Origin of the sequence: Pontixanthobacter aestiaquae (genome assembly GCF_009827455.1) — a bacterium.
GTDB lineage: Bacteria > Pseudomonadota > Alphaproteobacteria > Sphingomonadales > Sphingomonadaceae > Pontixanthobacter > Pontixanthobacter aestiaquae.
Genome location: NZ_WTYZ01000001.1, coordinates 823112 through 849062 on the forward strand (window position 1 = coordinate 823112; position 25951 = coordinate 849062).

Sequence of the window (25951 nt, forward strand, 5' to 3'; positions counted from 1 at the left end):
GGTCCGGTTAAGCTTAGAAAACGCCGGGATTGAGCTGCTCTGCTCCGGTGGGATTCTCGGGCTGAAGCACTTCAACATTCTTCGGCATTTTCACCTCAGGCTGCGGCGGCGTTACAATCGACCCATCTTCAGCCCATCCGAAGCTGTCGGCGTGCAACACACGCCCGCCGCCTAGTTGCAAAAGTGCCAGCTTGAAGTCTGCATCACTCATCGCAAAGCACCCGTTCGACCTGCCTAGCACGCCCCATTTCTTGAGAAATTCGGGCTCTGCATATTTGGCGCGGTGCATCACAATGGCCCGGTCCAACGCATTATCGTTGGTTGGGTCTAGCCCTTCCAGCCTGATCGATGTGCCAAAACGGCCGGTATACCAGCCGAATGTCGCATAAGTGCCTTTGCTACTGCAATGCGACCCTTCGACATTGGAATAGTGATTGAGCCACCCGTCATGATCCGGATCGGAGCCGTCGCCGTGGCTGACTAGGTAGGATTGTACGGTCCCGGCACGCAGATTTACGAAGTGAAAGCGCGGTTCCGATGAACGCAAACCGTAATCTGCGATTCCGACAAAGTCGTCATGCCAGAGCATCTCACGCGCCCGCGCTTTCGCCTGCGCCATCTTGGCAATCTCAGCCAGCTTGGCATCGCGCGGCAAGCCCGCGCGTGGTTGCGCAGCAAGGCGTGCCGGTATGGCCAAAGCCGCTCCGGTGGCGATCGAGCTGCGAAGGAGGTCACGTCTGTTCATTTGGACTTCGATATCATAGCATTGTTGGATGCTTGCTGAATGCCACGAAAGTCTGGCCATTCCAAGCACGGAGGGATAATGGATATGCACACAGGGATTGACTTAAAATTAGCATTGGTCGCTGCGGTTTTGGGTATCGCCAGCGCGCCGCATGCCATTGCCGATGAACCTATCGCCTCGGAAGACGGCTCTGCTACCGGGCAATCCGAAAGGACATTGCAGCGTTTGCGGGCCAACTCTGGCATCACGCTCCAATGGATCGGTTGGGATTACCGCGGGCAAATGATGCTGCGCGAGCAAGGCGACACCGTCCATCTTTCGGGTGGCCAGATCGACCAGAGTGGCGGCGGTACACTGTGGCTGGATGGAGAAGTGGTTTCCTCTGGCGATGAGCATTTCATTTTCGAAGGGCTGATCCGCATCGCCAACACGCCTGACGATGGGCGGATTTGCCAAGATACCAAACGCTGGCGCTTCGCGATCACGCAGAACCGGAAATATTACCGCCTGCGCGAATTTGAATGGTGTGATGGTCTGACAGACTACATCGACATCTATTTGTGAGTAGGATTGAGCCGAATGAGTGCAAAGACGGTCCTTGCGGGTGAAGATGCCATTACGCTTTGGCGGCACGGGAAAGAGGCATGGAATGAATGGGTCGCTGACCACCCCAATGCCAGTGTCGATTTCAGCGATCATCACTTTCAAAGCCAAGACCAAGGCATTGTCGATTTTTCCGATGTGCAGTTCCCGAACGGAGGTGTAAGTTTCTCCGGATGCAATTTCGACAACAACCGTAGCGCAAGACCGTCTTTTGAGAATGCCCGCTTCGGAAATGGTCCAGTGAGCTTTTCAGATACTCGTTTTGGTGACCGAGGCGTGAATTTCGACAAAGCCCATTTTGGACGAGGCGATGTGAGTTTCGATGGCGCTCGCTTTAAAGGTGAAGTGCGTTTCATCGAGGCCAAGTTCAACAAAGGCGACATTACATTTCACAACGCATATTTCGGACTAGGGCATCGCTATTTTGACTATGCGAAATTTGGCATTGGCGATGTAAACTTCTTTGAATGCGTTTTCGAGGAGGGCGATGTAAGCTTTGATTACGCACGGTTTGGCAGAGGTGACGTATCCTTCGATCATGTGAAATTCGGCCAAGGTGATGTCAGCTTCGACGTGACCGAGTTTAACGAAGGCACTATCGGTTTCATGCATGCCGAATTCGAACCCGGCAATGTCTCCTTTGGGAGCGCCCAATTCACCAAGCGCACGACGCTCCGGCTCGACAACACACATTTCAAAGGGCGGGTGGAGTTTCCTGACCTTGAGCACGTCGGCAATATTGAACGCTTGTCTCTACAAGGTGCCATTTTTGAGAAGTCGCTGCACATTTCCGCAGAGGAAGCGTTTGGATGCGTGCTTGATCTGACCCAGACCAAGCTATCAAATCAAGTTACGTTGGAGAACGTTGAATGCTCGCTCTCGCGCGAGGGCGCACATTTCTTCGAACGAAAAGCAGCTGACAGAAAAGATGCTCAACGCTTCCGCCGCCTTAAGGAGATCGCGTTGCAGAACAAAAACTATGCCCAAGCGGTCGAGTTTCACGTGGGCGAGATGCAGGCGCGCCGCTGGTACTATAAAGGCAAGGCAGCGAATTGGAGTAACGCTACGCTTGAGTATTTTTATATGCTCTTTGGAGACTATGGCCGCTCTGTGGCTTGGCCTTTGATTTGGCTTGGCCTGCTGACGGTCAGTATGGCGATGAGCTTCGCAGCTTGGGCGACGTCTTCTGTTTTGGCTTGGTGGGAGAAATTGCCAACCGCCTTGGCTTTCTCATCTAGTCAAACGTTCAGCTTTGTTCCGATCAATGTCACAGCAAGAAAAGAAGTGGCCGAAAATTTGTTCGGCACGGGTGGTATACCCGAATGGGCGATAGCTATTGCGACAGGTCAAAGCCTGCTTTCTATTGTGCTCTTGTTTCTGCTGGGCCTAGGCCTACGCAACCGCTTCCGCGTTTAATCGTCTAACTGCCTTTCCAGACCATTTTGTCTTTCACGATTTCGACCGAGTCGATCTGCGCCAAGAAGGATTGGCCAAGTAGCGAGATTTCCAGGCCTTCGGGGATAATCACCGCGCGCACATTGCGCTGGGCTAGGCCGCCCACCTCAACTTGGTCGATTATCGTTGCAACACCATAGACTGCGCCGCTGGCTCCGGTGCCGATTGGCCGGATATCGGCATCGTTCCAGGTCAGTCCGGCTGCGCGCGCGTCATTGCCGGTCAGTGCGATGACGCTGGCACCGGTATCGACCAGGAATTCCGTCGAGGCTCCCTGAACGGTGCCATTGGCATAGAAATGACCATCGGATTGGCGCTTAAGCGAATGCCCGCTGCTATACCATTCGGAGCTGCCACCGGAGGTATTGCGGGCCTGCGACTGCGTATTACGCGCGATCCGGTTGCCGCTATCCGCCCAATCCGAAGTGTCGACGCCGCGAATTTCACCGTTTTTTATCTGCCCAGCCGCGTCTTCGTCTCCCTTGGGAAACATGGTCGCGACCGCGATTACTAAACCGCCGCTGAAGAACAAAGTCCGATACATTGGCGGAAATATAGGGGCAGGTGCTTAAGCGGCGGTAAAGCCGTTTAGCTCTTCATAAATTGCGTCTTCACTGCGGCTTGCAGCGTTGCGCCATGCCTTCGCAGTGTCGGCGTTGAGCAACTGGCCCAGTGGTGAGATAATCAACACGCTGGGTGTGCCCTCTATATCGGTCACGCCGAAGCGTTCACCGACCTCCAGATTATGACCGTCGCCTGTCTGCGGCATTCCGATATTCACATAGACCAGCTCATAATGGTCGGCGATCAATTTCTGAAAACGGGGTGTTTCCATCCATCCGGCAAAAGCGCGGCTATCGTGGCACCAGTTGGCTCCCATTACGATCATGACCAGGCGATCCTCGGCCTCGGCTTTGAGCAGAGCGGCATCTACCGCGACTTTGGTATTGATCGACGCATCGTATAGCCGGGCTTCGGGGTGGTCTGCTTTGCCTGCTTCAGTGGCAGCTGTGACCTCCGGTGCCTGTCCGACATGAGAGCAGGCGGACAAAGCTAAAACGCCTGATATCCACACTAGCAAGGCAGCTTTCATCGGTCTTCATGCTCCTCACGCGCGGCGACGGCCAAGCGTTGCAAACCGGGAATACCGACAGCAATTGCCTCTTGAAAACCGCCCATGGCCGCAAGCCGCGTGTCGCCTTCAGCCATCATTTTGGCGACAGTAGTGCCGGTCGGATCAAGCCTCGCTTTGGAGAGCCATGCCGAAATCTTCGGATTTTGCGACCAAGCCCCGCGGTTCATGAAATTGGTGAGCATTCCCAGCGGATAGGTGTTGGGCGTGTCGGTCAGCGGTGCCGGAATGCCGAGTTTATTTTTGGTCTCGTCATCCTCGAAATTGGCTTCGAGAAAGGCGGTCAGGGCGGAGCTGAAAGTGACCAGCGGCACGTGCAGTGGCTGCAGCACAATCGTATCGCCCCGGAACTGCGGACCGTGCACGCGTTGTTCTGTGAAGGGGACAGCCGTGGCGGTGCAATCGATAAACAGCGCGTCCTTAGCGACAGCTTCTTCCGTGTCGTTCTGGAAGACCATTTTGCCGGGTTCGAGCGAGGTTACGCGGCCATGGCGAACCACGTTCTTGATTTTGCGGAGCAGCTCGACCTCGCCTTCGGAAATCGTCGCGTAATGGAACATTTCCGGTTTCACGCTCTCATCGATACGGAGCATATAGCCGTCTTGTCCCAGCTTCTCGAACATTTCATCGCCAGTCGCGGACGCCCCAGCCGCCTTGAGCTGCGCAATCTGGTTAGCGATTACATCTTCGAAAAAGTCGGGGCCGGGCTGTGTGTATCGGCGATTGATCAGCCATGAATCGCGCGGGCAAATCCATGTGATTGCATCGGGATCGACCCCAGCTTCCAGCAACCAGACGCCTGTATCCATTGCAGTTTTACCCGCGCCGACAATGACATAGTGGCCAGGCAGATCATCACCGCGCATCCACAGATCGGGAAGCTCGCCGGGGATCGCAATCGGTGTGCCCTCGGCCACTCCATATTGGCGCTTATGCGTGGCCGGAACGGAGGTCTTGTAGAATGTCGCATCGACGGTCTTGCGCCGGATTTTGACAGTCGTTTCTTGACCGGAAAGGATCGATTTGAACTTCCCCTTGCCGAGATATTCGGACAGCGGGTGATAGCTAACCCGTCCGCTGGGGAGGAACCGGCGGTTTACCAGATGCGAAAAATAGGCCGAAATTTCCGCACCGTTGGCCAGCGGGAACAAGCCTTTGTTCGGTCCGTAACCGTCGACCACATCATCGCCGAAGCCCATTGAATTGACGCCGTAAAAAGCGCTTGGCTGGTGTAGCGCAACGAACGAATAGGCATCGTTCCAATGCCCGCCGGGCTTGTCATGCATATCGACGATAGTGATGTGGCAATCGGGATCTTCATCGAGCATCGTATCGACAAAGGCGAGGCCAACAGCGCCCGCGCCAATGACGAGATAATCGGTTTCAAAGTCAGCCATGAATGGGGTGTCCAATCTGAATGTGTTGCGCCCGCTGTATCACCGGGTAGCAGCTTTGGGCAGGGCGTTATTGTCGGGATCGGTCCAGCGGGAATTCTCGTCGGCCATAGCGAGCATCGAGCGGGCATGACGGTCCGCAACGATCCGTTGATCATCGCCATATCCGCCGCCCAATGCGCTGGCGATGGGAATCCCGCGTTGCCTCGCTTGCTGCACTACAAAGCGATCCCTTGCAGTGAGCCCGCCATCGCTCAAGTTTAACCTGCCGAGCTTGTCGTCCACATGCGGATCAACGCCGGCTTGGTAGAGCATAATATCGGGCCCAAAGTGTGAAATCACATCAGGCAGATGCCGCGCCAACTCGGCCATATAGCCATCATCATCGGTGCCATCGGCCAGCGCGATGTCCAGCGATGACCGCGCTTTTCTGACAGGGAAATTCTTTTCCGCATGGAGTGAAAGAGTGAAAATGTCTTGTCGGCCTGCGGTCAGGCTCGCCGTACCATCGCCTTGGTGGACATCAAGATCGACGATGAGCACTCGCTCTGCGTGACCCTCTGAAATCAAGCGGTTTGCCGCGACAGCCAGATCATTGAACACACAATATCCCGCCCCGGTATCGTGCAGGGCGTGGTGGCTGCCGGCTGCGCTATTGGCCGCATAGCCGTGCTCCATGGCAAGCTGCGCGGCCAGCCATGTCCCGCCATTGGTGTGGCGAACCCGAGACGCAATATGCTGCGTGACTGGAAATCCGATCCGCCGTTCTTTCTCGCGCGGCACAGTCTGGCTGAACACTTCCTCCACATAGGACGGGTCATGCACCGCCTCCAGCCATTCGCGCGGGCACGGATCGGGTGCATGTTCTGTTATCGCTGCGCCGCTATCGCGCAGCGCCGTCATGACCAGCTGGTATTTGTCGAATTTGAATGTGCCCCGCGCGGGCGGCGGGGCCATGTAATCGACGTGATGGACGACGTGGAGCAAGTTATTCGGCGGGTACGGCGTCTTCTGCATGCGGATCAAAGGCCGTGGCTTCACCGGCTTCGATTTGTGCTGCTTTCTTTTCGACCAGTTCGACTATGTGATCAAGCATATCGTCCGATTGTACGGTGTGGTCGGTCACGCCCGACAGATACACCATATGCTTGCCGTTTCCTCCACCGGTCAGACCGATATCGGTTTCACGCGCTTCGCCAGGGCCATTCACCACGCAGCCCAGCACCGAGAGCGAGAGCGGCGTTTTGATATGTTCGAGCCGCGCTTCGAGCGCCTCGACTGTGCGGATCACATCGAAGCCCTGGCGCGAGCAACTTGGGCAAGACACAACGCGTACACCGCGCGTGCGCAGGCCGAGCGCTTTGAGCATTTCGAAGCCGACTTTGACTTCCTGCTCGGGTTCTGCCGAGAGCGACACGCGGATCGTGTCGCCGATCCCGGCCCATAGCAGGCTGCCCATCCCGATCGAGCTCTTGACCGTTCCGCCTATAAGGCCGCCAGCCTCGGTAATGCCAAGATGCAGCGGGCAATCGACCGTTTCGGCCAGCGCGTGATAGGCCGCTACGGCTAGGAATACGTCGCTGGCTTTCACCGCGACTTTGAATTCGTGGAAGTCGTGATCCTGCAGCAGCTTGATATGATCGAGCGCGCTTTCTACCAGTGCCTCGGGGCAGGGCTCGCCGTATTTCTCGAGCAGATCTTTCTCGAGGCTACCCGCATTCACGCCGATGCGGATCGAGCAGCCGTTGGCCTTCGCCGCGCGGACGACTTCGGCCACCCGCTCGCTTGATCCGATATTACCCGGGTTGATCCGCAAACACGCCGCGCCTGCATCGGCGGCTTCAAGCGCGCGTTTATAGTGGAAGTGAATATCGGCAACGATGGGAATGCGCGATGCTTTAGTGATCTTGCCGAACGCGGCAGTAGCTTCTTTGGTCGGGCAGGAGACGCGGATAATATCGGCACCGGCATCTTCGCAGCGCCGGATCTGGTCTAGCGTGGCCACAGCATCTTCGGTCGGCGTATTGGTCATCGTCTGCACCGTGATCGGCGCATCACCGCCGACCGGCACATCACCCACCATGATCTGGCGGCATTTGCGGCGCTCGATTGTGCGCCAAGGGCGGATTGCGTTCATACTCACCAATCAAATCCTAAACGATGGAACACATGGAACAGGGTTCTATGCCATTAATTCATGCCGCGCCATGCGAGGTCCCAGTTCCACCTATATGGCTGCATTTCTGCAATTTTGCGACAGCAAAGATGGGAAGGGATGTAATCGGCTTATGGCCAGTAGGAAAGGCCAGGTTCAAACCGCAGGCACCGTATTGAGAGCCCATACCATAGTGTGGAACTTGTAACGAAACAAAACCCATAGGTTTTATCGATTGAGAATTGGCTGAACTTCCAATGAAACCGCAGCGTCTCCTGCTGGTTTCTTCATCAACGCCTCTTTGGCAAATAACCAGGATGGAAGAATAATGAAAACGCGTATTACTGCCCTCTCGACCGCCCTTGCGCTCGGTGCTGTCGCAATGGTTCCAGCAGCCGCCTCCGCTCAAGAAGCTGGCGACATCCAGATCCGGGCCTTCGTGACCGGCGTATTGCCCAGCGATGGAGAGATCACTGACGTCCGGGTCGACAATATCGGCGTCCCTGCCGGATCGCAGACAACGGTGTCGGACAGCGTAGTCCCGACAATCGCCGCAGAGTATTTTGTCGCCGACAATTTCTCGATCGAGACAATTTGCTGCATCACGCCGCATGATGTTAACGGCGCGGGCGCTTTGGCTGGTGCCGATATCATCGATGATGCAATCGTCTTGCCTGCCACTGTGACAGCGAAGTACCATTTCGATCTTGGCGGTATCAAACCGTATATCGGTGCTGGTCCGGCTTACTTCTTCATTTTCAGTGAAGACGTTGGAGCAGGTGCCGCTGGTCTGGGCATTACCGGAGCCGATCTGTCGGACGAATTCGGCGTAGCATTACAGGCCGGAGCAGACATCGATCTGAATGATAGCGGCCTGATGTTCAGCGTCGATGCCAAGAAATATTTCATCGATACAACGGCAACATTCACCGACAACACAGGCATCCTGCTGCAAACCGAACACCAGCTTGATCCGTGGGTTGTAAGCGCCGGACTTGGTTTCCGTTTCTAGATCCACATAGCTCTTGGACAATTCCCTCCTCCGTACAAGAGTGACTGGAGAAGGGCCGCGACACAATATGTGACGCGGCCCTTTTTTGTATCCATTGCTGACACGATCAAGGCTTTAGGAAAGTGTCAGGCGCGCAGTCTCAGCTCTGCGATGTCTTCGCCCTGCGACGGGTCTATCGGCTTTGCGGCAAATACTGTGTCCTCATCCACCATAATGCCTCGGTTCTGCATCAGCCACTGCTGGGACGCGATCACGGGCAGTGGTTTGCTGAAGAAATAACCCTGACCCATCGTAACGCCGAGTTCTTGTAGCGTATTACGCTCCTGTTCGTTTTCTATCCCTTCAGCGATCAGTTTGCAGCCGATCTCGTTTGAAAATGCGACCATCGCGGCGGCAAGCGCGCGGCGTGCCGGGTTGCGGTGGATGTCGCGCGTAAGGCTCATATCGAGTTTGAGGATGTCAGGCTCCAGATCGACAATATGGCGCAATCCGGCATAGCCAGCGCCAACGTCGTCGATCGCGATCTTCGCCTTTGGGCCGATCCAGCGGAGTGCATCGGCCAGCGCCTGGAAATCTTCAACCTGCTGGTGCTCGGTCACTTCGATGACCAGTCGGTCGCCATCGCTATCGCCCAGCGCCTGTTCGAGAGCGCCCGAGATGATGGTCGCTGGTGAGGCATTGACCGACATGTAATGGCCTTCCGGAACGTAGGGCAAAGTTGCTAGCGCGCTACGGACGGCGAGCATTTCAAGCTCGGTGCCCAAGCCAACTTCTTCTGCCTCATCGAACCACTGGTCGGGTCCGCGGCTGCCCGCGTCAGGGAAGCGTGCAAGGCATTCGACGCCGACAGGTTCGTTGCTGTCGAGCGAATGGATAGGCTGATGAACAATCGTCAGCCGGTCGCCGGAAATCAGCTGGCTGATGGTTTTGTGCAGCGTTGACCGTCTGGTGTCCTCTTCCAGCGTTGTCTCAATCTGCTCTGCCGCGAGTTGTGCAAAAGCCCGCACGACGCCAAGATCACGTTCGGTCATCGACCTGTCCGGCTTGCGGCTCAGCGCGCAAAAGCTGCCGTAAACAGAGCCATCGGCAAGCCGCAGAGGCACATTCAGGTGGCAGCCGACCGGCAGCATCTTGGTAATCGCGAATTCCTCGGTGAAAGGAAAATCGGCGGGATCTTGAATCAGCTCGGGCAAATTGCCCTGCAGCACATGCCAGCAATAGCCGTTCTCTTTCGGCTCCCGATATCCTGGACCCATCGGCAGGTCGAGATCGGACCGGACATTCATCAACTCGCGGTCCTCATCGATATAGCGCGAGACGAAGGCGATCTCGACACCCAGATGCTCACGCACCGCATCCAGAATACGGTCTACACGGTCATCCGGGCCGGTGTCGGGGTTTGGGTTGGGTAGCAGAGCGTTGGAAACAGAATTATCGTCAGGAGTCATCCCGCTTCACTAGCTGTAGTTTCCTAACAGCCTGTGAAGCGAACATGGTGGTGATCTGGTTAATCCGGCTTAAGTGCAAGCTCGTAATATTTTAATTTACCAGCGCAAAAGCGGTGGCAATGCATAGCGACCGATGACCGCACCGACGACAACCGGCGCAGCGTGCCACAGGCCGAGGTGGACAACACCGTCGATCGGGCAGGCTAAGCCGTAAGCGACTGAACCGAGCGCGGTCGAAGCCACACCAACATGCAATCCGGCAAGATTGGGCGAGACCGGAGCGCCTTTGCGCAGCCAGTAGATCAGTGCGCCCGCAGTGCCGACCGATGCCAGCAGGCCTGCGCCGAAGCAGGTCAGACCATAGGGATCGTCCAGCGCGGACATGCCGTGGTCATGACCCAGCAATGTGATGAAGGCCGCCAAAGGCAGAACGGCAGCCATTGCCATGGCCCATTTTGGGCCCTCATGAGAATTGCCGACGCGCGGTGCCGCCATTTTGAGCACGCTGTTGGCACTTGCGCAGCCGAGGATCAGCAGCAAACCATTGCCAATCACGAAGAAGGCAGAAGCCTGTCCCGCGAAAGCACCGCGCCATAGGCCGTCGATGAGTTCGACCGCCAGCACCGTGACCACAACGGCCAGAGCGACAAGAATAATCCCGTCGCGGAATTTGATCGACCGCACCGGCTGCAGATCCGCTGCCAATTGCTCAATCAAAGGATTGGGAGACTTATTCATCTCTATTCTGCCTTCTCGATTAGCGCGGAGAGTTTCTTCAAACCGCGATGTATATTTACTTTTACTGCAGACTCGGTTTGCCCGCTTCGTGTCGCGGCTTCCCGGATGGAAAGCCCTTCTATTTTCACCATCTCGATCACGTCGGATTGTTTGTCCGGGATATGGACGAACATCCGTTCGAGACTGAGCCGCGCCAAAACTGCTTCTTCGTCGCTGTCTTCGGGCGCATCATAATCTTCCAGACCTTCTTCAGCATTGCGGTAAACCTTCCGGAGATGGTCGACCCACCGGTAGCGCGCAATCGCCGCGAGCCATGGCAGGAAGGGCCGGTCCGTGTCGTATGTTGCGCGCTTATTGTGCACGGCCATCATAACTTCCTGGACCAGATCATCCAGCTGGGCCGGAGGGCAGCGGCGACGGAAATAGCGTTCCAGCCAAAGCTGCACCTCGGTCAACAGAACGGTATAGGCCTGCTGGTCTCCCTTTTGGGAGGAGACCATCAAGCGGGCCAATGTCTTTTCGTCTGCAATCATTGACCCTCTCCCATACCGGTCATGTTCAGTCTTTCGCTGCGCTGCGTACTTTGGTTACAAGCGCATCGAAAGAAAATATCCCGGCTCCGCGAGAGATCAGGATCATCGCGAGAGCAATGATCGTAATCGCCCATCCAAAGAAGTGCGCAGAGGTCGGGAATACCAGCAATTGAATGACCAGTGCCATGCCCATCAAAGCTGCGGCAGAGAAGCGCGTGAAGATGCCAAGACCGACCAGGATGGGAATGGCGAATTCGGCATAAGTTGTCACCGGCACCATTATGTCTGGCGAGAGTGGTAGGCCGAACTCCTCAAACAGGTAGTACTGCGTCTCGCCGATCTGGAACCACGTGCCTTCGACGACCTTTGTCTTGTAAGACCGCCAGAACACGCCCGCCAGAGCAAGGCGAGTGAGCAGCAAGGCAAGACTTTCAAAAAATCGCCCTGAAAGGAAGCCGGTTGCCCGGTCATATATCGTAGTGATGCGTCGCATTGCTCACTCCCCTTTTTCGATCATTGTGGCGTTCGCTGTGCTTGGCATTCAGGTGATGACGTGGCGAAAATGGTGAAGTTTCGTGCTTCCGGTGCGCAGCCTACTTGGTGAATAGGTGAGTACCGGAAGCATGGAAGTCCGCTATTTGCAGGCCGTCAGGGCTGAATGCCGAGTTTAGCTTAGCGCTTGATCGGCTTCAGCGAGCCGTTGCCTTTTGGCGTTTTGATGGAGGTGCAAGTTCCCTTGTCGACAAGCTTCCAGGCATTGCCTTGGTAGTCGCGGGTCGATGTGCCCGAGCAGCTTGTGCCGGGGCCAGCAGCGCAATCATTCTTGCCTGCCTTGGCGACGCCGTAGCATTTTTCTTTGCCACCGCTTTGGGCAGCAGCCGGGGTCATAGTGAGGCCAGCAGTAACGCCTGCGGCCAATGCAATACCTGCGATGCGGGCTACTGAGTTCTTGTTCATGTCTATTCTCCTTAAAATGCTCATCACGTCCTATGGGGACTATTTGTCAGGCCCCGCTGCTTGCGAGGTCTGGAAGGGAGTTCGGCGCAGAGAGACAGGAGGTTACAAACGGAAAAAGTTTTTTGTGTTGTAACCTTTGATGGGATGGGCGCGAATTGCCTCATGTCCAATGCGGACGCTTTTTAATTCCGCGACTACCCGAGAGAGGATTAATCACCATGACCAAGAACGCACTTTTCGCCGCTAGCGCAGCTGCACTCGCACTTTCTTCAGCAGCCGCCTTCGCAGCTGACGCACCCGCCGGCAGCAGCGGCCGCGCGCTCAACGCAAACGACACCGTCCACTGTTACGGTGTGCACGAATGTAAAGGTAACGCCGACTGCGCGACGACCGAGAACGCTTGTAAAGGCCAGAATGCCTGTAAAGGTCACGGCTTCAAAGCGATGAAAGCTGGTGAATGCCTGAGCGCTGGCGGCACTATCGGTGATCTCGGTTGATCCCGAGCACCTCATCAAAGTCTGTCAAATAGACTGAGTGATTGAGCAATCGCTCGATCACCTTTGGCGGCCCAACGGATTCCTACCCCCCTCCCCCAGGTCCGTTGGGTCGTCTATTTTCTAACTTCGAGACGACATTATGACCACGCCCGACCCACTTACCGGTGAACCGTTTTCCGGCTTCGGCTTGGGCCTGCGCCGAACGCATTATCAGGATTTCCTTGAGGGCGATGTTCCGGTTGATTTCGTCGAGGTGATTTCCGAAAACTATATGGTTGAAGGCGGCAACCCGTTGCGCATTCTGGAACAGGTGCGCACAAACATGCCCGTCATAATGCACGGCGTTTCGATGTCGATAGGCTCTGCCGATGGCCTCGACCGTAACTATCTCAAAAAATTGAAGCAGCTGGCTGACCGGATCGATCCGCTTTGGGTTTCCGATCACCTGTGCTGGACTCGCACCAGCGCGCATAACAGCCACGATTTGCTGCCGCTGCCCTATACGCATGAGGCGCTCGATCTGGTGTGCGACAATATCGATCATGCGCAGACCGCGCTGGGCCGCCCGATGCTGTTCGAGAACCCATCCAGCTATATGACATTCCCTGAAGACGAGATGACCGAGTGGGAATTTATCGCGGCGATGTCGATGCGCACTGGCTGCTATCTGCTGCTCGATGTGAACAACATCTATGTCAGCGCGCATAATCACGGTTTTTCGGCGGAGGCGTTTCTGGACGGTATGCCGCTCGACCGCGTGCGGCAAGTCCATCTTGCCGGGCATACCGATGGCGACATCAAGATCGATACGCATGATCAACCTATCTGTAACGGTGTGTGGGATCTCTATGCCAAGGCGATGGAGAAACTTGGTCCGGTCGCGACGATGATCGAGCGCGATGACGCAATTCCGCCGCTGCCGGAATTGCTCGACGAGCTGGATATGGCGGCCAAGATTGCCGAACGCAGCCGTGAGCTGGAGGCGGCCTAATGATGCCTTCGCAAACCCTGACACTCGCTGAAAGACAGCAGGAATTTATGGCGCAAGTGCTCGATGACGAACGCGTGCTGCCCGATGGCTGGACGCCGCGCCATGCCGCCGGAATGGATATCTATCGCAACGCCTATCGCGCGCGGCTGGTCGATGCGCTGCGCGACACCTATGAGCGGACTGCGAAGTGGGTGGGCGAGGATGCCTACCGCCAAGCCGCGGCGCATCATGTGATTACCCACCCGCCGAAAAGCTGGACGCTCGATCATGCGGCGGACGGTTTTCCCGATACGCTGCGCGAACTCTTCACCAACAATCCCGAAGTCGCTGAGCTCGGCTGGCTCGAATGGGCGATGCATCAGGCTTTTGTGGCCGCCGATGCCGAACCGATAGACGCCGCCAAATTCGGCGAAGTCGCAGCCAGCTTTGCAGAGGAGGATTGGGCCCATATGCGCCTGACTTTTCTGCCCGGAACGGTGCAATTGCGGATCGCACATGACATCGGCAAGCTATGGCGTGCATTGGGCGAAGAAGACGCCGAAACACCCGACTTCGCTCTGGAACATGCGCACCACTGCGTCGTCTGGCGCGAAGGGTTCAAGCCCGTCTTTATGCAAGTCGAACAGCATGAAGGCCGCGCACTAGAAATGATGCGCGGCGGCGCAAGCTACGGCGAAATGTGCGAAGCGCTAGTCGAAATGCTGGGCGAGGAGGAAGCGGTCGCACAGGCGGGCGCGATGCTAGGCCGGTGGCTGCATAATGGGCTGATTGCTTCGGTTTCGAAATAGAACCGACTTGACGCCCTCGCCCTAACCCGCTTCATCTCCCGCAAAGGGAGAACCGCATTGTCCGACACTTACGCCGAACTACGTTTCGCCAAGCCAAGCCTGCGCATGCGGCTGGGGGAGTGGATTGTCAGCAAGCAGCCCAGCGGGTTCGGTGATGCGGAGGCGATCAGGACGGGGGTGCCCAAGCGTGTGCTGCCCAAAGACGCGCCGATGCCGGATAAATTTCACCGCAAGTTTACGGTCGAGAATTGGGAAGCCGAGGGCCAGAAAGTCGTCACTGTCCACCCTAAGACGGGGAAGGGCGAATGGCACATCATCTATTTTCATGGTGGCGGCTATTTCATGCCGATATTCAAGGAGCATTGGCCGCTGGTTGAGGCGATGGTCTATGCCACCGGCGCCAGCATCACGGTGCCGCTCTATGATGTCATTCCCGAGAGCACATATCACCGCGCCAATGATCAGGCGGATGCGGTCTATGAGAAAATCGCGGCCGAGTGGGGCGATGACAAGTTGGCTCTATGCGGGGACAGTGCGGGCGGGAACATGACGCTCGCACTCGCTTTGCAGCGGCGCGATGCGGGTAAGTCCCTGCCTGCGCGGCTCATCCCGTTCTCCCCATGGTTTGACATGGCGATGAAGGACCCTGCTGCACAGGATATCCAGGAAAAGGATATTATGCTCAATATCGAGGCTATCCGTGTGCTCGGCGAATGGTGGGCGGGGGATCGCGGGGTCGATAATCCGATTGCCAGCCCGCTCTATGCCGATCTGAAGGGATTGCCGCCGATTGCAATCTTCCAAGGGCGGCACGATGTCTTCCTGCCCGATGCGCGGACTTTCGCCGCGAAAGCTCAGGAAGCGGGCGTGCCGACGAAGCTCTACGAATATGAGGGCGGTCCGCATGTCTATATGGCGTTGACTTTCACCCGCGAATCCAAAGACACTGTGCGATTGGTGAAAGATTTCCTCGACAACGGCTGAGCGCGACAAGAGCCAGCGAGCCCCCGGCGAAGACCAAAGAGAAAGGGCGCGGAACTCTCGTTCCGCGCCCCACTCCTTACGTTCAGTTTGCCTGATTAATTATGCGCCTGGTGGGAGCGGTTTATCGCTCTTAGGAGCCGCTTTCTTGCGCGGTGCGGCTTTCTTGACAGGGTTGCCGACATCGGTTGCATCCATCGCTTCCAGCTTCTTCGCAGCCCAGTCACGGCCACCAAGACCGAAGGCGAGAGCGCCTGCTACAGCGCCGCCGATAACAAGTGCACCGAACGCCATGCCGACGATTTCCTCGCCCACACCCATCTGACGCAGACCCATGAAAGTGAACAGCACGATGGTAGCATAGCGCACGACCGAGCTTGCCATTGTCCCTTCGCTGGCACCGCCAACAATGTTGGCCAGCAGATTGGCAATCAGGAAGCCGAGGCCGATAACCACTGCACCGAAGGCCACATCACCGCCTTGGCGAAGGACCTCATTGAGGATGTTCGTCAGTTCGGGAAAGCCGAGCAGTTTGGTTGCGGCAATCGCAAAGAACAGGATGATTGCGATTTGTGCGATGCGCGCGATCAGGTTCGATGCGGTTGTTCCCGATGGTAGCAGACCCATTGCATCGACCGAACGGTCAATACCGAGACCCGACAGCAGATCAGTCAGGATGCCAACCGCAAACTTGCTGATCAGATAACCGATGCCAAGCAGAATGCCCGCTGCGATGATGTTAGGAACAGCGCCCAAAATCATGCCCAGCATGTCTGTCGCCGGACCCGAAATCGAAGCGATGTTCAGCACACCAAGCGCGCCGATAGCTACCGGAATGGCGATCAGGACATAGATCACCGTGCCGATCGTTTTGCTGATCGCGTTGTTGCCAGTGACGTTATCAACGCCGCCCCTATTGGCCCATTTGTCGAGATCGACGGTCTGCATGGCGGTTACTGCTATATCGCGGATAATGCCCGCGATCATGAGGCCGACAAACAACAAGATGCCAGCGCCAATCAGGTTCGGCACAACGTCCATGATGTTGTTGAGCAGATTATTGATCGGTCCCGCTACGCCTTCCAGTTCGAAGACCTGCAAAACGCCGAGCAGGCCGAACAGCCACACCAGCAGCGACACGATTTTGCCAAGCGACATTCCGACGGACTCGCCCGTTGATGTGCCGCGCTGGAGCAGGGGGATCATGTCGACCAGCTTCGCGAAGGCCCATTTGGCCGCTTTCGCCAGCACCCACGTGACCACAAGGATCAATGCGGCCATCGCCACATCCTTGACGATCTCGACTGCCAGAGCCTGATCGAACCTATAATTCCCTAATTGCATTGAAATTTCCCCTATAAATGTAGCTATGCAGCATAGCATGGATGTCGCGCAAACCGAAATTCCCGTGCGTACACTCTTGTAAAACTCAGCATCAAATTTGCACTGGCGCGATGAGATGTGCCTGCTAGTCTTATGTCCATGCGCATTATCACATCTTTGCTCGCCCTGTTTGTTGCTATCGTGGCCACTCCTGCCACCGCCAATGATGGTGACGATGAACCGCAATGGTCGATCGCCATCCATGGCGGAGCCGGCACTATGGACCGCGACAAGATGACGCCCGAGCAGCAGGCTGAGTACAAGGCGGCACTACAAAACGCGCTGGATGCCGGAGCCGAAGTGCTCAAAAATGGCGGCACTGCCGTGGACGCAGTCAAGGCAGCGATTACGCCTATGGAAGACGATCCAAAATTCAATGCCGGTCGTGGCTCGGTATTCACGTGGGAAGGCGCCAATGAAATGGATGCGTCGATCATGGACGGGAAGACGCGCGAGGCAGGTGCGATCACTGGCGTGCGCACCATTCGCAATCCAATCCTGCTCGCCGATGCAGTTATGAAAGATGGCCGCCATGTATTTCTGAGCGGTTTGGGTGCCGAGGAGTTTGCCGGCGATGTCGGGCTGGAACGCGCAGGCCCCGAATGGTTCGCGACCGAACGTCGAAAAAAAGCGCTGGAGCGGATGAAGACACGCGAATTGAGCGCGATGGATGTCGATCATAAATTCGGCACCGTCGGCGCAGTGGTGCTCGATACCCATGGCAATCTGGCGGCGGGCACGTCTACCGGCGGCATGACCGGCAAGCGGTGGGGACGGATAGGCGATTCACCTATTATCGGTGCTGGCAATTATGCCGACAATCGCAGCTGCGCGGTATCGGCAACGGGTTCTGGCGAGTACTTTATCCGCGTGGGTGTGGCGCAGGAAATCTGTACGCGGTTGCGTTTGACCCATGATTTGCTTTTTGAAGGACTGGTAGTGCAGTTACCAGTAAATCCGAATGCAACCGGAATGTCACCAGAAGCTCTTGAGGCTTTTCGAAATAAGGCGACAGCGGATATTTGGCGGTCCTGGTCGGAAGAAGCGCAGCAGATCGCAGATGATGTCATGGAGGAAGTCAAAGAGCTGGGCGGTTCCGGCGGTGTTATCCTTGTCACACCGCACGGACAGTCAATCTTCAGTTTCAACACGCAGGGTATGTATCGCGGTCGTGCCAATAGCGATGGTCTCAATGAGGTAGCCATCTTCGCGGATCACGACACTGTAATTCACCCGAAAGAGCGATGAGCCTCAGAGCGTCCGGCTCATACAAAGGCTGAACTCGTCAGAGACGTAGTTGCCAAAGGGTTCGCATTCGGCAAATCCGTGTTTCTCATAGAGTTTCTGCGCAGGGAAGAACTCGGTCGGGCGTCCGGTTTCCAGTCCCAGCCAGTGATAACCCCTGCGCTCGGCCTCGGCGAGCAGATGAAGAAGGATTGCTTCACCCGCACCTTGGCCGCGAAACGCTGGCGAGGCCCGCATCGATTTGAGTTCCCCGCGCCCATCGCCAAGTTCTTTGAGCGCACCGCAGGCCGCCAGATCACCGCCCGACCACGCGGCATAGAAAGTCACATCCTCTTCCCGCAGACGCTCGACCGGCATCGCATGAACTTTGCAGGCCGGTGACCATTTGTGCATTTCCTCAAGATGCAGGGTCAGCAGCGCATTGATCGCTTCTCCCGACAGGTCATCCTCGATGATGTGCAATGTGCCGGTCATGAAAACTTGTCCGCCTTGCGCTTGCCGAAGCGCATATCGGATTCCAGCTTGGCCCGTAACTGCGCATAGAATGCTTCCAGAAATGCGCGCTCGTCGCCTGATCCCGCTTCCCAGCCAATCTTGCGGCAAATCGTTTCGGCCACCGCATCGATGGCGTCTTGACGTCCATCGCGCAGCACGCGTTCCAGCGTTTGCAGTTCATGTTCGCCATAGATCGAAAGTTCATCGTCACCGAATTTGTACGCCGCGCCAGTGACGGCACTTGATCCGTCAGCCGCAGCGCCTTCGGTGGATAGTGTCGCGGCGAGTTTCTGTTTAGGCGCATCGAGCACCCACGTGCCTGCAATCAAATCGCCCGCGCGCATCGAGTCTTTGTTAAAGAACGGGAAGAGCAGAAACACCAGAAACCACAGCAGCGCCGCCCAACCCGCAGCGCCGCCATCGCCAGATGGTGTCACCAACAGCATGACCAAGGGCAGGAACAGTTCGACATCGCGTAGCAAATTGCGCGCAACAATCGCTTCGGGTGTTAGCCGCCCGCCATCGCGCGAAGCCACTCGCAAGCCAACAATCCGTTTGCCCGGGGTGGCACCGCGGGGACCCATTTCAAAGAACATGAAATAGCCGTTCCACGCGAAAAACCACATCAGCGACCAGACTACAAACAGGAACTCGAGCGAGCCCGGCAGCCCTGCGAGTCCTTCTTCAATGCGCGTGCCCAGCGCGGTGCCGAATATTATCAAGCTCAGTGAAAGCGTGGCGATGCTCAGGATCAGCAGGTCGAGGATCAGCGCGCCCGCGCGTGCCCCACGTGAGCCGATGGAAAGTGGCAAGGCTACGCCCTCAGGCGTCACCATAATCCGCTGCCTGCGCGCGCGTCGGTCGCGGATTTGGGAGGGGAGCGAGGGCGAACTCATGCCGTATCCTCCGCCGTCTTGTCCCGCCCATAGACGAAGAAATACGCAAGCCAGAACAGCAGCATAAAGATGCCGATGATCGCGCGTGCTTCCTGTCCGGCCAATTGGCGCGGGAACGCCTCCAGCAATGCTGCGAAGACCAGCATCAGCACCACGCCGACCATCACTTGCGCACCGCGGCGACCGCCTTCTGCAGCTGCCGCCAAAATCGATTTGTGTCCGGGGAACGCCATTTTGCGGCCGATATGCATGCCCGCTGCGCCCGCGAGCAAAATCGCGAACAATTCGGTCGTGCCATGGACGCTGAGCCATGCTGCAAATTCCCACGTCAGATCTTGACTGGAGAATAGCCACAACATTGCGCCGAGGACCGCCATATTATAGATCAGCAGCAGCAGGGACGGGATGCCAAAGGCAAACCCCAATGCAAAAGCTAGGATCGATACCCCGGCATTGTTCGTGAAGAGCTGTGCGGCAAAAGCGGACATGCCGCTTGCGCTTTCTTCGACCTTCAGGCTTTCCATCAAGACTTCGCGGCTGGCGCCGGGAACACGGCTGTCAGTGAACTGCGTCGGGACCAGCGAATAATACCATTCCACGTCACGTGCGACGAGTAGCCATCCGGCAATTGTGCCCATCACCATCACGAACAGCGCGACGCAGATGTCGAGCCAGATTTCCCGAATTGCGCGGCTGAGATTACCGCCAAGGAACTGGCGCAGCCATGTGGTAAGGCCATAACGCGGACCATAGACTTGGAACCACGCGCGCTGCACCAGCGATTCCAGATAAGTGAGCGTGGCGGAATCAAGCGATGTCTCGCGCGCCACGGCCAGGCTGGATGCTGCCATTCGGTAGAGTGCTGGGAGTTCCAGAACGTCTTTATCCGACAGCTTGCGCAGCTTGCCCTTTTCAAGGCGGTGTAGGATGTCTTCCAGTCTTCGCCATTCGCCTTCACGTTGCAAACGGAAACGATCGGATCGCAAAGCCGCTGCCTCGATATCAGGCGTTGCCTCAATCTCGGCCTTGCGAGTGAACATACTGAGCGTAGGAGCTTTCATCCGATGGCTCCGCTGCGTTTGATGTCGAGATAGGAATCGATCAACCGGTATCCAATCTGGTCCCATGGTGCCTCGATAATATCGACACCCATCTGGCGCAGGCGTTGCAGCACGACGGCGCGCTGGCGGGATAGTGTATCTGCGGTCACTGCCGCAGCCAGATCGTCCAGCGTGTTGGGATCCGCCTGTGTCAGTGCCTGCAGCTCGGCGTCTTCGATGGTTACGAACAACACCAGATGTTTTTCGACCAGACGGCCAACGCTCTCGATCATCATTTCCGCGCCGGTCGGATCGGTAAAATCAGTGAACAGAACAATCAATGACCGGCGTTGCAAGCGCGCAGTCAGCGATGCCAGCGCCAAGGTAAAATTGGGTTCCTCCGCATGGTAATCGAGACCTGCAGCGGCAGACTGCAATTGGTAGAATGCGCGTGTGTCGCCGACGAACGGTGTCATCACCTCGGGGCGCTGGGCAAATCCGAAAAGCGACACCCGGTCACCGCCTTTCAGCGCCACATAGGATGCAGTGAGCGCGGCTGTAACAGCGCGGTCGATGCGTGGCAGTCCCTCGACCGGTTCGCACATCGCCTGCCCGCAATCGAAAGCAAAGATGATCTGGTTGTTGCGCTCGCTCTCATTCTCGCGCGCGTAAAGTTTGGTGTGGCGCGCGCTGGCCTTCCAATCGATCCGCCGGCGATCCATGCCCGCCTCATATTCGCTGAGCGCTTCAAACTGTGTGCCTTCGCCGCGAATACGCCGCGCGATCAGGCCGAACTGAGCGTCGCGCAGATAATTCTGCAATTCGGGCGAGCGGATAGGCGACAGGTCGGGCCAAATCCGCACTTCTTCTTTAAGCTCATGCGTAACCTGGCGCGCACCAAGACCCAGAGGGCCAGTCCAGCGCAGCCAGATCTGGCTGATTGGCGCAGTGCCGCGGCGCGATGGAACCAATTCGGCAACCCCCTGCCAGCTATCGGTTTCGGCATCGAAATCCAGCACGGCTTCGGCCCGTCCGTCATCACAGAGCCGCGGATCGACTTGGAGTGCGGCTTCCGGTTTCGATCCGGATGCTCTTCCGGCCATATCCGCTGTTATGAAGATGGAGAGTGGTTCGCCGACTTCGCTGTCGGCTGGCGCATGGACCCGCCAATCGACCAGGCGCCCTGCTACGGCTCCATCCAGCAATACCAACAGCAGCAAAGCCACCGCCGCTGCAGGCACGATCAGCCACGCATCCGGCGCGGTCGTTGCGATAACAATCGCCACTGGTGCGGCCAGAGCCGTCAGCCATGCCGCGCGGGCTGTTGGAAGGATGGAAAGTTTCAAATGCTATCCCTGATCCGGCGCCCTCAGCGCGGAGCCTCGGTATTCTCGACCAGATCGCTGACCAGGGTTTCAATCTCGCGCCCCTCAATCTCTGCTGCAGGGCTAAGCATCAACCGGTGCCGTAGAACCGCGACCGACAGCGCCTTAACGTCATCAGGGATCACATAGTCGCGGCCTTCCAAAGCGGCACGGGCACGGGCAGCATTGGCAAGCAGAACAGCAGCGCGCGGGCTAGCTCCGCTGGACAGGTCGGCATTTTCGCGCGTCGCGCGGATCAGACGGACGATATATTCCGTGATCTCGGCAGCGACTGTCACGTTGCTCAGCGCGGCGCTGGCTGCGGCAAGTTTGCTCGCGTCAGTGACTGCCTTGATACCGAAATCGGCGGCGCGTTGTGGCCCCTGTCTGTCGCCGAAGCGCGAGACGATCGCGATTTCCTCTTCAGCGCTGGGGTAGTCGACGAGTAGCTTGAACAGAAACCGGTCCAGTTGCGCCTCTGGAAGCGGATAGACCCCTTGGTTCTCGATGGGGTTCTGTGTAGCCACGACCATAAACCGGTCGGCGAGCGCGTGTGTTTCGCCATCCAGCGTGACGCGGCGCTCCTGCATTGCTTCCAGCAAAGCCGCCTGCGTTTTCGGCGGGGTCCGGTTGATTTCGTCAGCCAGCAGCATTTCACAGAAAATCGGACCGCGTGTCAGCGTGAACTCGCTGGTCTGGAAGTTGAACAGGTTCGAGCCCAGAATATCGCCGGGCAAGAGATCAGGCGTGAACTGGATGCGTCCGAATTCCAGGCCCAAGGCTGCGCTGAAGCATTGCGCGAGGAACGTCTTTGCCGTTCCCGGAGGGCCTTCGAGAAGTACATGCCCCTGGCTCATCAGCGCGATTAACAGATGATCGACCGTCTCGGTCTGGCCGACGACGGCTTTGCTCACTTGCTCGCGAATATTGCGCGCCAACTCGCGCACATCATTGAGCGTCATGGCGCCAGCAGCAGCCTCTGTTTTATCGGTCATTTGGAAAGCATCCTTTCAATCGCTTTTAGCGCAGCAGCGGTGCGCAAAATTTCGTTGGGTGATTTGGCGGCGCGCAATGCCTCTACGCTGCTCGAAAATTGTGGTGCATCCGGCGCGCGTTTCGACACAGCTGCGTCCAGCGTTTCATCATCGGGCTTTCTTAACGCGAGCAGTTTCGTAACCCGATCACGGGTCATATCGGCATACGGGCCGGAGAGCAGGTGCAGGCGCTTGCTGCGCTGGATAAATCCGGCGCTATTCTTGATGAGGCGGGCTTTGCCGAATGCAATCGAACGCCCTTCGGCCATTGGCGGACCAAACCGGCGAAACGCGCGCCAACCGACCACGAATAGCGCCAAGATCAGGCACAGTGTTGCAGCTAGAAACGGCGCGGTGAAAGCGAGTGTGAGCAGGTTTTTCGAGCTGCCAAACCCGTTAAATGTCAAATCGAACGTTACGGGAAGGTCTTCTCCCTCCATCGCCAGAGTAACGAGCGAATAGGCGAGGTCTCCGCGTGCGCGATCGGCAAAGCCGTAATTGTTCATCAGATCGGGCTCGATCACGAAGATCACGCCCCATTTGTCGGTTTCGAGATAGTCGCTGTCGCCAGCATTGACACCCGCAGCATCGGCGAGGACCGGATAATAGCCATCGTCAACTGCATATCCCGCCAAAGTCAGCCCATCGCGGGTTCTGACGAGCGGCACGATTGCTGTCATCTCGCCAGCGGGCGCGCCCATGACTTGTTCGGGGTCGGGCAGCGTGCCGGTTTGGCCAAGCCCGACCCAACCCGAATTCTCGGGGCCCAGTTCGGGTTTCAGGGGGAAATCGAGTTCTTCCGCCCAATCGGGAGTGATACTTTCATACAGCCTGACCCAACCGTCTTTGACATCGGAGCCGAAACCACCGCCTTGCGCTTGAAACGCCAGCCATTTGGGCAGGATCACCAAAGTTGGCCCAATATAGCGGCGATCTTGGATGGCTTTGGTGACTTCTTCCGGGTCGGCGGTTACCGGAGGAGTGAGAACGAGCAGGCCGTCGGTGTCGAGGCTGCCCTGACTGCGCGAAAGGGTGACATCATGGCCTTGTGCTTCCAGCATTCCCGCCAGCGCTGCGTAGCCGGTCAGGCCCTTTCCTGCGCCGTGCGCGGAACCGTCATTGGTATCGCCGCCGGTATTGCCTGTCCCGATGAAATAGAGCGTAGCGAGAAACGCCAGCGCGCCGAAGAGTACCAGCGCAAGCACCACTTTGGGATTGAACGGGTTTGCCGATGCGGTTCTGGCTTTGCTCATGAGCGCCCACCTGCAAGCTGTTGCAGGGCGAACTCGGCATAGGCTTTCCGCGCGACTTCCCAATCTTCTGCGCCCAGCTGTTTGAGCGCAAACAGACTGCGTTCGACCCGTTCGGCAATTGTCCCGAACGCGGTCCTCGCCGCTTCGGGCAGAGCAGGCAGCATAGCCAATTCGCGCGCGGTGCTGGACGGTTCCACCCAGGCAGGCTTGGCGGCGGCGATCTGGCTAACGCTGCGTTGAAGCAGCAAATGCGTTGCCTCATCATAGCGACCTTCCTGCGCCAGCTTGTCAGCCTCGTCGAGTAACGCGACCGCCTCACCTTCATCGGGCACCCACTCATCGTCGCCAACTTTGGACGTCTTTGGCGTAAGATCGAGTATCGGGGCGAGGAGCTTCCATAAAAGCAGCAGCGCCAGCCCCGCGGCCGCAGCGATAAGCACCCATTTCATAACCGGCCATGATACGCCAAAGAGTTGGCCCACCGGTTCGAACAGGCTGCCAAACCACCTAAACAGCTCATCCAGCCAGCTCAGGTCCGGCTGTTCGGGCTGTTCGACTTCAATCGGGGCAAATTGGATCGACTCATCGGCGCGCACTGCTTCCCAGCCGCCGCCAGACGCTTCTCCTTCATCCGTTTCAATCTGAACAGGCGGCGTAGTCACTTTATCGTGGTGGCAGAGGCGAACAACGCGTGCAAGCGTTCACGCCAGACAAATGCCTGATATCATTCGCCCGGAGCGAAGGGATAGGCTATCCGCGTGGCCTAGCTTGGAGGTAACTGCCCAATATGCGCAGTTCTTTGCAATGGAACGCCAGTTCGTCCAGCGCGCGGTCCACCGCAGGATCACCCGGCGTACCGACAATATCCGCGTAGAACGTGGTTGCCGAGAAACTCGCGCCCTTTTGATAGCTTTCCAGCTTGGTCATGTTGACGCCGTTGGTCGCGAAACCGCCCATCGCCTTATACAACGCCGCGGGAATATTTTTCACTTCAAACACGAAGGTTGTCATCGCGATTTGGCCGTTCAGGCTCGCAGGATCGAGCGGCTCACGAGCGAGCACTACGAAGCGAGTGGTGTTGTCCGCAGCATCCTCGACATTATTTTCGACGATTTTCAAGCCGTAGAGATCGGCCGCGAGAGCGGGCGCGATTGCCGCAAATGATGGATCGCCCATATCGGCCACATGTGCAGCGGCACCGGCCGTGTCGGCAAAGCTCAGTGGGGTCATTCCTCTTTCGCGCAAATAATGGCGGCTTTGGCTGAGCGCATGCGGATGACTGTAGGCCGCAGTGAAGGGGCCTTTCGTATTTGTCGCCATCAATGCGTGATGAATATCCATAAAATGCTCGCCAACGATGTACAGTCCGCTTTCGGGCAGCAAGAAGTGGATGTCCGCGACTCGGCCCGCTTGCGAATTATCAATCGGGATCATCGCGCAGGCTGCAACACCTTCCTTTACTGCATCAATCGCATCGGCGAAACTGAAGCACGGCAGCGGCAGATAATCGCTGGCGGCTTCGGTAGCGGCGCGGTGTGAATTTGCTCCGGGGCATCCTTGGAATGAGACCGCACGTTCAGGATCCGCATCTGCGGCCTTGCGCATCGTTTCAACCATTGCGAGAGCGGGTTCGGGAAAGCTGTGCATCGCGCAAACGCCTAACCGTGCCGCTGGCCGCATTCAATGGCAGAAAATGTCCAATGGTGAAATTTGGACAACATTTAGTGCGCACGGGGCTATTGCAGTCTGGTCAGCCTATGCCTAAAGCGGCGCCGAACCACTCAACTGCTAAAAAATCGTGGAATCACTAGC

28 protein-coding genes are annotated in these 25951 nt (G+C 57.2%); 8 read left to right on the forward strand and 20 right to left on the reverse strand.

What is annotated here, in order from left to right:
• Positions 1–13 precede the first annotated feature (13 nt).
• Positions 14–745 (reverse strand): murein L,D-transpeptidase catalytic domain-containing protein, encoded by a 732-nt coding sequence (locus GRI35_RS03855; RefSeq protein ID WP_160612953.1) that lies wholly within the window; start codon positions 743–745, stop codon positions 14–16.
• 78 nt (positions 746–823) lie between these two features.
• Between GRI35_RS03855 and GRI35_RS03860 the strand changes: the two genes are divergently transcribed.
• Together GRI35_RS03860 and GRI35_RS03865 are read left to right on the forward strand one after the other, a co-directional pair.
• Positions 824–1309: a hypothetical protein gene (locus GRI35_RS03860; RefSeq protein WP_160612954.1), complete on the forward strand. Its 486-nt coding sequence runs from the start codon at positions 824–826 to the stop codon at positions 1307–1309.
• 15 nt (positions 1310–1324) lie between these two features.
• The gene (locus GRI35_RS03865) at positions 1325–2764 is read left to right on the forward strand and encodes a pentapeptide repeat-containing protein (RefSeq protein WP_160612955.1); all 1440 of its coding nucleotides are present in this window, start codon (positions 1325–1327) and stop codon (positions 2762–2764) included.
• 4 nt (positions 2765–2768) lie between these two features.
• Here GRI35_RS03865 and GRI35_RS03870 read toward each other — a convergent pair whose 3' ends face one another.
• From GRI35_RS03870 to ispG, 5 genes are read right to left on the reverse strand one after another with little or no spacing between them, the layout of a single operon-like run.
• Positions 2769–3347: a retropepsin-like aspartic protease family protein gene (locus tag GRI35_RS03870; RefSeq protein WP_160612956.1), complete on the reverse strand. Its 579-nt coding sequence runs from the start codon at positions 3345–3347 to the stop codon at positions 2769–2771.
• A 24-nt stretch (positions 3348–3371) separates the two neighbouring features.
• Positions 3372–3896, reverse strand: coding sequence for a thioredoxin family protein (locus tag GRI35_RS03875; RefSeq protein WP_160612957.1), 525 nt, complete (start codon positions 3894–3896; stop codon positions 3372–3374).
• Positions 3893–5332: a hypothetical protein gene (locus GRI35_RS03880; protein ID WP_160612958.1), complete on the reverse strand. Its 1440-nt coding sequence runs from the start codon at positions 5330–5332 to the stop codon at positions 3893–3895. The genes GRI35_RS03875 and GRI35_RS03880 overlap by 4 nt, the downstream gene beginning before the upstream one ends.
• A 39-nt stretch (positions 5333–5371) precedes the next feature.
• On the reverse strand, positions 5372–6286 hold the full coding sequence (locus GRI35_RS03885) for a histone deacetylase family protein (RefSeq protein WP_202390501.1): 915 nt from the start codon (positions 6284–6286) through the stop codon (positions 5372–5374).
• Positions 6287–6317: 31 nt separating this feature from the next.
• Positions 6318–7466 (reverse strand): flavodoxin-dependent (E)-4-hydroxy-3-methylbut-2-enyl-diphosphate synthase, encoded by a 1149-nt coding sequence (gene ispG, locus GRI35_RS03890; protein ID WP_160614743.1) that lies wholly within the window; start codon positions 7464–7466, stop codon positions 6318–6320.
• Between the two features lie 346 nt (positions 7467–7812).
• Between ispG and GRI35_RS03895 the strand changes: the two genes are divergently transcribed.
• Complete coding sequence (locus GRI35_RS03895; protein WP_160612959.1) at positions 7813–8496, forward strand: OmpW/AlkL family protein; 684 nt, start codon at positions 7813–7815, stop codon at positions 8494–8496.
• 125 nt (positions 8497–8621) lie between these two features.
• On the opposite strand, the gene GRI35_RS03900 is transcribed toward GRI35_RS03895, so the two are convergent.
• From GRI35_RS03900 to GRI35_RS03920, 5 genes are all read right to left on the reverse strand, one after another.
• Entirely contained in the window at positions 8622–9944 is a 1323-nt protein-coding gene (locus GRI35_RS03900; protein ID WP_160612960.1) for a sensor domain-containing phosphodiesterase, read from the reverse strand.
• 96 nt (positions 9945–10040) lie between these two features.
• On the reverse strand, positions 10041–10682 hold the full coding sequence (locus tag GRI35_RS03905) for an NrsF family protein (RefSeq protein WP_160612961.1): 642 nt from the start codon (positions 10680–10682) through the stop codon (positions 10041–10043).
• Positions 10683–10684: 2 nt separating this feature from the next.
• On the reverse strand, positions 10685–11215 hold the full coding sequence (locus GRI35_RS03910) for a sigma-70 family RNA polymerase sigma factor (protein WP_160612962.1): 531 nt from the start codon (positions 11213–11215) through the stop codon (positions 10685–10687).
• 25 nt (positions 11216–11240) lie between these two features.
• Positions 11241–11708, reverse strand: coding sequence for a DoxX family protein (locus GRI35_RS03915; protein ID WP_160612963.1), 468 nt, complete (start codon positions 11706–11708; stop codon positions 11241–11243).
• 179 nt (positions 11709–11887) lie between these two features.
• The gene (locus GRI35_RS03920) at positions 11888–12172 is read right to left on the reverse strand and encodes a BufA1 family periplasmic bufferin-type metallophore (RefSeq protein ID WP_202390502.1); all 285 of its coding nucleotides are present in this window, start codon (positions 12170–12172) and stop codon (positions 11888–11890) included.
• 218 nt (positions 12173–12390) lie between these two features.
• Between GRI35_RS03920 and bufA2 the strand changes: the two genes are divergently transcribed.
• The 4 genes from bufA2 to GRI35_RS03940 all read left to right on the forward strand — a co-directional run bounded on the left by bufA2 (position 12391) and on the right by GRI35_RS03940 (position 15432).
• Positions 12391–12669 carry a BufA2 family periplasmic bufferin-type metallophore gene (bufA2, locus tag GRI35_RS03925; protein WP_160612964.1) on the forward strand — a complete coding sequence of 93 codons (279 nt, stop codon included), beginning with the start codon at positions 12391–12393 and terminating at the stop codon, positions 12667–12669.
• 139 nt (positions 12670–12808) lie between these two features.
• Entirely contained in the window at positions 12809–13660 is an 852-nt protein-coding gene (bufB, locus tag GRI35_RS03930; RefSeq protein WP_160612965.1) for an MNIO family bufferin maturase, read from the forward strand.
• Positions 13660–14448 (forward strand): HvfC/BufC N-terminal domain-containing protein, encoded by a 789-nt coding sequence (locus tag GRI35_RS03935; RefSeq protein ID WP_160612966.1) that lies wholly within the window; start codon positions 13660–13662, stop codon positions 14446–14448. Before bufB ends, GRI35_RS03935 begins: the two co-directional genes overlap by 1 nt.
• Before the next feature lie 57 nt (positions 14449–14505).
• Positions 14506–15432: an alpha/beta hydrolase gene (locus GRI35_RS03940; protein WP_160612967.1), complete on the forward strand. Its 927-nt coding sequence runs from the start codon at positions 14506–14508 to the stop codon at positions 15430–15432.
• A 99-nt stretch (positions 15433–15531) separates the two neighbouring features.
• Here GRI35_RS03940 and GRI35_RS03945 read toward each other — a convergent pair whose 3' ends face one another.
• Positions 15532–16773: a mechanosensitive ion channel gene (locus tag GRI35_RS03945; protein ID WP_160612968.1), complete on the reverse strand. Its 1242-nt coding sequence runs from the start codon at positions 16771–16773 to the stop codon at positions 15532–15534.
• Between the two features lie 138 nt (positions 16774–16911).
• On the opposite strand from GRI35_RS03945, the gene GRI35_RS03950 reads away from it, so the two are divergent.
• A complete protein-coding gene (locus tag GRI35_RS03950) occupies positions 16912–18060 on the forward strand; it encodes an isoaspartyl peptidase/L-asparaginase family protein (protein ID WP_160612969.1) in 1149 nt (382 codons plus the stop codon).
• Between the two features lie 3 nt (positions 18061–18063).
• Here the strand turns inward: GRI35_RS03950 and GRI35_RS03955 are convergent, their stop codons facing one another.
• The 8 genes from GRI35_RS03955 to GRI35_RS03990 form a co-directional block, all read right to left on the reverse strand.
• On the reverse strand, positions 18064–18531 hold the full coding sequence (locus GRI35_RS03955) for a GNAT family N-acetyltransferase (protein ID WP_160612970.1): 468 nt from the start codon (positions 18529–18531) through the stop codon (positions 18064–18066).
• On the reverse strand, positions 18528–19448 hold the full coding sequence (locus GRI35_RS03960; protein ID WP_160612971.1) for an RDD family protein: 921 nt from the start codon (positions 19446–19448) through the stop codon (positions 18528–18530). The genes GRI35_RS03955 and GRI35_RS03960 overlap by 4 nt, the downstream gene beginning before the upstream one ends.
• The gene (locus tag GRI35_RS03965; protein ID WP_160612972.1) at positions 19445–20509 is read right to left on the reverse strand and encodes a stage II sporulation protein M; all 1065 of its coding nucleotides are present in this window, start codon (positions 20507–20509) and stop codon (positions 19445–19447) included. The genes GRI35_RS03960 and GRI35_RS03965 overlap by 4 nt, the downstream gene beginning before the upstream one ends.
• Entirely contained in the window at positions 20506–21834 is a 1329-nt protein-coding gene (locus tag GRI35_RS03970; RefSeq protein ID WP_160612973.1) for a DUF58 domain-containing protein, read from the reverse strand. Before GRI35_RS03970 ends, GRI35_RS03965 begins: the two co-directional genes overlap by 4 nt.
• 23 nt (positions 21835–21857) lie before the next feature.
• The gene (locus tag GRI35_RS03975; protein ID WP_160614745.1) at positions 21858–22814 is read right to left on the reverse strand and encodes an AAA family ATPase; all 957 of its coding nucleotides are present in this window, start codon (positions 22812–22814) and stop codon (positions 21858–21860) included.
• A gap of 29 nt (positions 22815–22843) precedes the next feature.
• The gene (locus GRI35_RS03980) at positions 22844–24139 is read right to left on the reverse strand and encodes a DUF4350 domain-containing protein (RefSeq protein WP_160612974.1); all 1296 of its coding nucleotides are present in this window, start codon (positions 24137–24139) and stop codon (positions 22844–22846) included.
• Positions 24136–24801 carry a hypothetical protein gene (locus tag GRI35_RS03985; protein ID WP_160612975.1) on the reverse strand — a complete coding sequence of 222 codons (666 nt, stop codon included), beginning with the start codon at positions 24799–24801 and terminating at the stop codon, positions 24136–24138. Before GRI35_RS03985 ends, GRI35_RS03980 begins: the two co-directional genes overlap by 4 nt.
• 88 nt (positions 24802–24889) lie before the next feature.
• Entirely contained in the window at positions 24890–25786 is an 897-nt protein-coding gene (locus tag GRI35_RS03990; RefSeq protein ID WP_160612976.1) for a prephenate dehydratase, read from the reverse strand.
• Positions 25787–25951 lie beyond the last annotated feature (165 nt).

What these genes read in the sequence shown, in the direction of transcription:
- GRI35_RS03855 (WP_160612953.1), bottom strand. Translation starts at nt 745, where the DNA reads ATGAACAGACGTGACCTCCTTCGCAGCTCGATCGCCACCGGAGCGGCT.
- GRI35_RS03860 (WP_160612954.1), top strand. Translation starts at nt 824, where the DNA reads ATGGATATGCACACAGGGATTGACTTAAAATTAGCATTGGTCGCTGCG.
- GRI35_RS03865 (WP_160612955.1), top strand. Translation starts at nt 1,325, where the DNA reads ATGAGTGCAAAGACGGTCCTTGCGGGTGAAGATGCCATTACGCTTTGG.
- GRI35_RS03870 (WP_160612956.1), bottom strand. Translation starts at nt 3,347, where the DNA reads ATGTATCGGACTTTGTTCTTCAGCGGCGGTTTAGTAATCGCGGTCGCG.
- GRI35_RS03875 (WP_160612957.1), bottom strand. Translation starts at nt 3,896, where the DNA reads ATGAAAGCTGCCTTGCTAGTGTGGATATCAGGCGTTTTAGCTTTGTCC.
- GRI35_RS03880 (WP_160612958.1), bottom strand. Translation starts at nt 5,332, where the DNA reads ATGGCTGACTTTGAAACCGATTATCTCGTCATTGGCGCGGGCGCTGTT.
- GRI35_RS03885 (WP_202390501.1), bottom strand. Translation starts at nt 6,286, where the DNA reads ATGGCCCCGCCGCCCGCGCGGGGCACATTCAAATTCGACAAATACCAG.
- ispG (WP_160614743.1), bottom strand. Translation starts at nt 7,466, where the DNA reads ATGAACGCAATCCGCCCTTGGCGCACAATCGAGCGCCGCAAATGCCGC.
- GRI35_RS03895 (WP_160612959.1), top strand. Translation starts at nt 7,813, where the DNA reads ATGAAAACGCGTATTACTGCCCTCTCGACCGCCCTTGCGCTCGGTGCT.
- GRI35_RS03900 (WP_160612960.1), bottom strand. Translation starts at nt 9,944, where the DNA reads ATGACTCCTGACGATAATTCTGTTTCCAACGCTCTGCTACCCAACCCA.
- GRI35_RS03905 (WP_160612961.1), bottom strand. Translation starts at nt 10,682, where the DNA reads ATGAATAAGTCTCCCAATCCTTTGATTGAGCAATTGGCAGCGGATCTG.
- GRI35_RS03910 (WP_160612962.1), bottom strand. Translation starts at nt 11,215, where the DNA reads ATGATTGCAGACGAAAAGACATTGGCCCGCTTGATGGTCTCCTCCCAA.
- GRI35_RS03915 (WP_160612963.1), bottom strand. Translation starts at nt 11,708, where the DNA reads ATGCGACGCATCACTACGATATATGACCGGGCAACCGGCTTCCTTTCA.
- GRI35_RS03920 (WP_202390502.1), bottom strand. Translation starts at nt 12,172, where the DNA reads ATGAACAAGAACTCAGTAGCCCGCATCGCAGGTATTGCATTGGCCGCA.
- bufA2 (WP_160612964.1), top strand. Translation starts at nt 12,391, where the DNA reads ATGACCAAGAACGCACTTTTCGCCGCTAGCGCAGCTGCACTCGCACTT.
- bufB (WP_160612965.1), top strand. Translation starts at nt 12,809, where the DNA reads ATGACCACGCCCGACCCACTTACCGGTGAACCGTTTTCCGGCTTCGGC.
- GRI35_RS03935 (WP_160612966.1), top strand. Translation starts at nt 13,660, where the DNA reads ATGATGCCTTCGCAAACCCTGACACTCGCTGAAAGACAGCAGGAATTT.
- GRI35_RS03945 (WP_160612968.1), bottom strand. Translation starts at nt 16,773, where the DNA reads ATGCAATTAGGGAATTATAGGTTCGATCAGGCTCTGGCAGTCGAGATC.
- GRI35_RS03950 (WP_160612969.1), top strand. Translation starts at nt 16,912, where the DNA reads ATGCGCATTATCACATCTTTGCTCGCCCTGTTTGTTGCTATCGTGGCC.
- GRI35_RS03955 (WP_160612970.1), bottom strand. Translation starts at nt 18,531, where the DNA reads ATGACCGGCACATTGCACATCATCGAGGATGACCTGTCGGGAGAAGCG.
- GRI35_RS03960 (WP_160612971.1), bottom strand. Translation starts at nt 19,448, where the DNA reads ATGAGTTCGCCCTCGCTCCCCTCCCAAATCCGCGACCGACGCGCGCGC.
- GRI35_RS03965 (WP_160612972.1), bottom strand. Translation starts at nt 20,509, where the DNA reads ATGAAAGCTCCTACGCTCAGTATGTTCACTCGCAAGGCCGAGATTGAG.
- GRI35_RS03975 (WP_160614745.1), bottom strand. Translation starts at nt 22,814, where the DNA reads ATGACGCTCAATGATGTGCGCGAGTTGGCGCGCAATATTCGCGAGCAA.
- GRI35_RS03980 (WP_160612974.1), bottom strand. Translation starts at nt 24,139, where the DNA reads ATGAGCAAAGCCAGAACCGCATCGGCAAACCCGTTCAATCCCAAAGTG.
- GRI35_RS03990 (WP_160612976.1), bottom strand. Translation starts at nt 25,786, where the DNA reads ATGCACAGCTTTCCCGAACCCGCTCTCGCAATGGTTGAAACGATGCGC.